Here is a 4,795-nt window from a genome sequence, read left to right on the forward strand (position 1 = left end):
ATTTTTTAAAAGAATCCTTATCTTGGTCAGAAGAATATATTTCTTTAGCAGCCTTTGCAGGTACTTTTATTATCATAATAATTGTAATTGCATTGTTAGGTAAGATTTTAACAAAATTAGCAGATTTTGCAGCTTTAGGAATTTTAAATAAAATATTAGGTGGCGTTTTTGGCGCCTTAAAAATAGGGTTAATTTTAAGTGTAATATTTATCTTTTTTGGTAAAATGAATGATACTATTCCTTTTGTTGAAAAAGAAACCTTAGAAAATTCTATTTTGTTTGAGCCTGTGAAGAAAATTGCCCCCACAATATTTCCCTCAATCATTAAAGGTGTTGAAAAAGAAGGGAAAACACCCCTAGATGTAACCATATAATATCTGCAGTTTTTTGTAAATTGCTATTTTAAATTTATCATGAAAAAATTATTTTTTATAGTAGCTTTTGTTAGCTTAGGGTCTTTAATGTCTTTTACTGAAGTTGAAAAAAAAGATTGTTCGATTTTAAAAAACAATAGCTTTAAATACAAAGTTGGTAGTAAAGATGTTTTGATAGAATTTGGAGATGATGAGTATATAGAGTATCACGAAAACAAAAAATATTACATAAAATCTGAAATTGAATGGATTTCCGATTGTGAGTATCATTTAATTATAGAAGAAGCTACTTTGCCTAATTTTCCTTTTAAAACGGGTACTAAAATGCACATAAAAATAGATAGGGTAAGAGGTAAAAAAGTATACTATACAGCAACATTAGGAGGTAGGTCTTGGGAATGGAAAATGACCAAGGTTAAAAAGAAATAATTTGAATTTTTCTAGTCTAGATGATATATTTTCATAATATCTTCTAAGTACTTTTCAAAATCGATCTTTAAATCTATTAGTTTACCTGAGTGAATATCGAAAACCCAACCGTGTATTTTTAACCCATTGTTTCTAATGGCTTTTTGTACAGTAGCAGTTTTAATTAGGTTTACACATTGTTCTTTTACATTAAGTTCGGTTAATCTTTCATATTTTTCATCTTCATTAGAAATTAAATCTAGCTCTTCTGAGTGAATTCTATAAACGTCTCTTATGTTTCTAAGCCAAGGGTTTAAAATACCTAAGTCTACAGATTGCATAGCCGCTTTAACACCACCACAACCATAATGCCCACAAACAATTATATGCTTTACTTTTAAGATTAATACTGCATATTCTACAACAGACATCACATTTAAATCTGTACCAGAAACCATATTTGCAATATTTCTATGAACAAAAACTTCTCCTGGTTTTGCGCCCATTAAATCTTCTGCAGTTACTCTGCTGTCAGAGCAACCTATATAGAGCAGTTCTGGTTTTTGTCCCTTTCCTAAATGCTCAAAAAAATCTTTGTCTATTAGAAGTTTTTCTTTAATCCAACTTTTATTGTTTTTAAAAACTTTATCTATATCCATTTTTAGTATTTAGGGTTCTATTTTTATGTGCACTAATGTAATTATTTAAAAGTAAAAAAGAGAGCCTTTAAAAGTTAAAGACTCTCTTTTTAATTGTTTTTAAAAGGGAAAAATAATTATTCGTAAAATTTTACAGATCCGTCTTGTATATTATACATCGCACCAACAATCATTATTTCTCCATCTTCGTGCATTTCTGATAATACTTGGCTTTCGGCTTTAATTCTATCGATTGATAATAACACGTTTTTAGCAGATACAGCATCTACAAATTCTAGGTTGGCAGAATTTCTCTTATCAGCTTCTTTGGGTTCTGAAATTGCATTTACTGCAGGCTTTATTTTACTTAACATTGTTGTTAAATTTCCAAGTTTTGCATCATCGCAAGCCCCTTTAATAGCACCACAACTTGTGTGACCTAAAACAACAATTAGTTTTGTTCCTGCAAGCTTACATGCAAACTCCATACTACCTAAAATGTCTTCATTTATAAAATTACCTGCAATTCTTACGCTAAAAATATCACCTAAACCTTGATCGAAAACTAATTCTGCAGAAACTCTAGAGTCTATACAGCTTAAAATTGTTGCAAAAGGGAATTGCCCTTCGCTAGTATCATTTACTTGTTCTAAAAGGTTTCTATTAGCTTTTAAATTGTTTTGAAACCTTTTATTTCCTTCTTTTAAATAGCGTAATGACTTTTCTGGAGTCATGGTAGACTGGGTTTCTCTTGTATGTGCTTTCATAATTATTTTATATTTTAAATTCGTTTATGCTAATTTGGGCTTATTCTTAAAAAAATCTACAAAACTGTTAGGGTTTTCTACAATACCTCTTTCAGAAATTAGCTTAATATCTATGTTTCTTTCTTTTGCTTTTATGATAAAATCTTCTAAAATTTCTATAATATCGTTGTCTAAATATTTAGTTTTTCTAACATCTAATTCTAAATAGCTGTTTACTGGTAACTTGTCTAATTCTTTTAAAATAGCTCCTTTATTAAAAAAGGTAACTTCTTCTGCTAGTGTCATTTTAATTTTTCCATCATCAACGTCTTCACCTTCTTTGTGTAAAAAGTGAGAGTTTTGGAAACTTTTTATTAAAATAACAACAATACCTACCAATAATCCTAAACCAATACCTACTAATAAATCTGTAAAAACAATACCAATAACCGTTACAAAAAATGGTACCCATTGTTTCCATCCTAATCGAATCATTTGCTTAAATAAAGCAGGTTTTGCCAATTTATATCCCACAACTAATAACACTGCTGCTAATACAGATAAAGGGATTTTATTTAATAAAGTAGGAATTAATATGACCGAAATTAACAATAAAAAACCATGAAGAATAGCGGAAAATTTTGTTCTACCTCCAGATTGTATGTTGGCAGAACTTCTAACAATTACTTGGGTTATTGGTAAACCGCCAACCAAACCAGAAAGTATATTTCCAGTTCCTTGTGCTAATAATTCTCTATTTGTTGGTGTTACATTTTTATGTGGATCTAATTTATCTGTAGCTTCTACACAAAGTAGCGTTTCTAAACTTGCTACTAAAGCAATGGTAAAACCTGTTACCCAAACTTCTGGGTTGGTAATAGCACTAAAGTTAGGAAAGCTAAATTGCCCTAAAAATGAGTTTAAACTATCTGGAACTGGAACACTTACTAAATGCTCTGAATTAATACCATATTTAGAGTTTTCTGTTGTAAAAAAATAATATAAAATACCTGCAATAACAGCAACTAAAGGGCCTTGAATGATTTGGAATATTTTGCCTTTTTTAGCCAATACATTACTCCAAAGTAATAAAATACCCAAACCAATAAAACCAATAATGGTAGAACCTAAAGTAATATTATCTGTAATATTTAAAATTGCTGAAAAAGTGTTTTCTCCTGAAGCTTCTATAAAACTATCTGCACCTTCAGGTTCTGCATCATACCCAAAAAAGTGAGGTATTTGTTTTAATATGATAATAATTCCGATACCAGTTAACATCCCTTTAATGACAGATGATGGAAAATAATACCCAATAATACCGGCTTTTAAAATACCAAAAATTAATTGAATTACACCACCAATTACTACAGCTACCAAAAAGTTTTCATAACCACCTAAAGTACCAATAGCGGTTAATACAATTGCTGCTAAACCCGCAGCAGGACCACTAACACCAATTTTAGAACCACTTAAAGCGCCTACAATTATACCTCCAATAATACCAGCAATTAAACCAGAAAAAAGAGGGGCACCACTTGCTAATGCAATACCTAAACATAAAGGTAATGCTACGAAAAATACTACGATACTTGCAGGTAAATCGCTTTTTATGTGTTTAAACATATATATTTATTTTGTTATCTAATTTTTTAAATTAGAGTTTTGTTTGTTATTAAATATTGATTTTTTTTGTTGAATTATAATGCGAAATTTATGCTATAATTCTTGGTGGAGGTGTTGCTATCTTAGAATATTTACAGGTGTACTTTTTAGATAAAAAGCGTATTTTTTTACTTTTTTGAATATTATTGATAACAAAAGATTTGCAGTATGAAGTGGTTTCTATCTTAATTTCGGTATTTACCTTAGATTCTTCTTTACCATTATTTTCTTCTTCCTCTTCATTTATGTCTATAAAATAGGCAATATTTTGAGAGTTGTCTACTAAACTAATAATTGTTGGAGTAATTAGAAGACTAATAAATATTATGGAGAAAAAGAAGGCAATCTTTGTTTTCAATAGATACAATTTTGGTTTTAACCAAATGTATGAAAATTTTTTGCAAAAGCATTATTTACTAGTCAGTAGTTTTATTTCTTCGGCAATAATCCAACCTTGTTTACCATCTGCAATTTTAATTTTTTTCCAATTTTCTATAGTGTCTAAAACTTTAACTTTGGTGCCTTCATGTAAAGTAAAAACATCTTCAGAGTTTAAAGTTGGGGCATTTCTAATAACTGTTTCTTCTGCAAAAACAATGGCTTCTATATTTTTTTTACTTTGATTATATTGATGGTAAGTTATAAAAGTGGTCAATATTAAAAGTATAAAACTTATAATGCTTGTCGTAAAAAACAGTCTTTTTCTTTTTGGAGTTTCTGCAAAGTAAAATAACAAAAACAATAAGGAAGCTAAAATTGCAAATACGACTACCACAACTGCCCATTGATTGTAAGATAGTTGCTGCAAGTAATTTGCGTTTAATTTTTGCAATACTGTTTTTGGAACTTCCTCTATATTGTCTAAAGCCAAACGTTTTGCAAATACCAAATTGTTTTTTACATCTTGGTTTAGTGGGTTTAATTGTAAAGCTTTTTCGTAATAAAAAATGGAAGGACCCACTTT

7 protein-coding genes are annotated in these 4,795 nt (G+C 29.3%); 2 read left to right on the forward strand and 5 right to left on the reverse strand.

Going from position 1 to position 4,795, the window contains the following annotated elements; genetic code table 11:
- Both ACTG3S_RS08625 and ACTG3S_RS08630 read left to right on the forward strand, forming a co-directional pair.
- Window positions 1-374, forward strand: a 374-nt coding sequence (locus ACTG3S_RS08625; RefSeq protein ID WP_439128953.1) for a CvpA family protein, incomplete at its 5' end; no start/stop codon positions are given.
- 39 nt (window positions 375-413) lie between these two features.
- Window positions 414-803 (forward strand): hypothetical protein, encoded by a 390-nt coding sequence (locus ACTG3S_RS08630; protein WP_439128954.1) that lies wholly within the window; start codon window positions 414-416, stop codon window positions 801-803.
- An 11-nt stretch (window positions 804-814) separates the two neighbouring features.
- Here the strand turns inward: ACTG3S_RS08630 and ACTG3S_RS08635 are convergent, their stop codons facing one another.
- The 5 genes from ACTG3S_RS08635 to ACTG3S_RS08655 form a co-directional block, all read right to left on the reverse strand.
- A complete protein-coding gene (locus ACTG3S_RS08635) occupies window positions 815-1,441 on the reverse strand; it encodes a carbonic anhydrase (protein ID WP_439128955.1) in 627 nt (208 codons plus the stop codon).
- Window positions 1,442-1,557: 116 nt separating this feature from the next.
- Window positions 1,558-2,187: a carbonic anhydrase family protein gene (locus tag ACTG3S_RS08640; RefSeq protein ID WP_439128956.1), complete on the reverse strand. Its 630-nt coding sequence runs from the start codon at window positions 2,185-2,187 to the stop codon at window positions 1,558-1,560.
- A gap of 24 nt (window positions 2,188-2,211) precedes the next feature.
- Complete coding sequence (locus tag ACTG3S_RS08645) at window positions 2,212-3,792, reverse strand: SulP family inorganic anion transporter (protein ID WP_439128957.1); 1,581 nt, start codon at window positions 3,790-3,792, stop codon at window positions 2,212-2,214.
- An 88-nt stretch (window positions 3,793-3,880) separates the two neighbouring features.
- Window positions 3,881-4,189 carry a hypothetical protein gene (locus tag ACTG3S_RS08650; protein WP_439128958.1) on the reverse strand — a complete coding sequence of 103 codons (309 nt, stop codon included), beginning with the start codon at window positions 4,187-4,189 and terminating at the stop codon, window positions 3,881-3,883.
- Window positions 4,190-4,240: 51 nt separating this feature from the next.
- Window positions 4,241-4,795, reverse strand: a 555-nt coding sequence (locus ACTG3S_RS08655; protein WP_439128959.1) for an SH3 domain-containing protein, incomplete at its 5' end; no start/stop codon positions are given.

The organism is Polaribacter sp. (assembly GCF_965656025.1).
Lineage (GTDB): Bacteria > Bacteroidota > Bacteroidia > Flavobacteriales > Flavobacteriaceae > Polaribacter.

What these genes read in the sequence shown, in the direction of transcription:
- ACTG3S_RS08630 (WP_439128954.1), top strand. Translation starts at nt 414, where the DNA reads ATGAAAAAATTATTTTTTATAGTAGCTTTTGTTAGCTTAGGGTCTTTA.
- ACTG3S_RS08635 (WP_439128955.1), bottom strand. Translation starts at nt 1,441, where the DNA reads ATGGATATAGATAAAGTTTTTAAAAACAATAAAAGTTGGATTAAAGAA.
- ACTG3S_RS08640 (WP_439128956.1), bottom strand. Translation starts at nt 2,187, where the DNA reads ATGAAAGCACATACAAGAGAAACCCAGTCTACCATGACTCCAGAAAAG.
- ACTG3S_RS08645 (WP_439128957.1), bottom strand. Translation starts at nt 3,792, where the DNA reads ATGTTTAAACACATAAAAAGCGATTTACCTGCAAGTATCGTAGTATTT.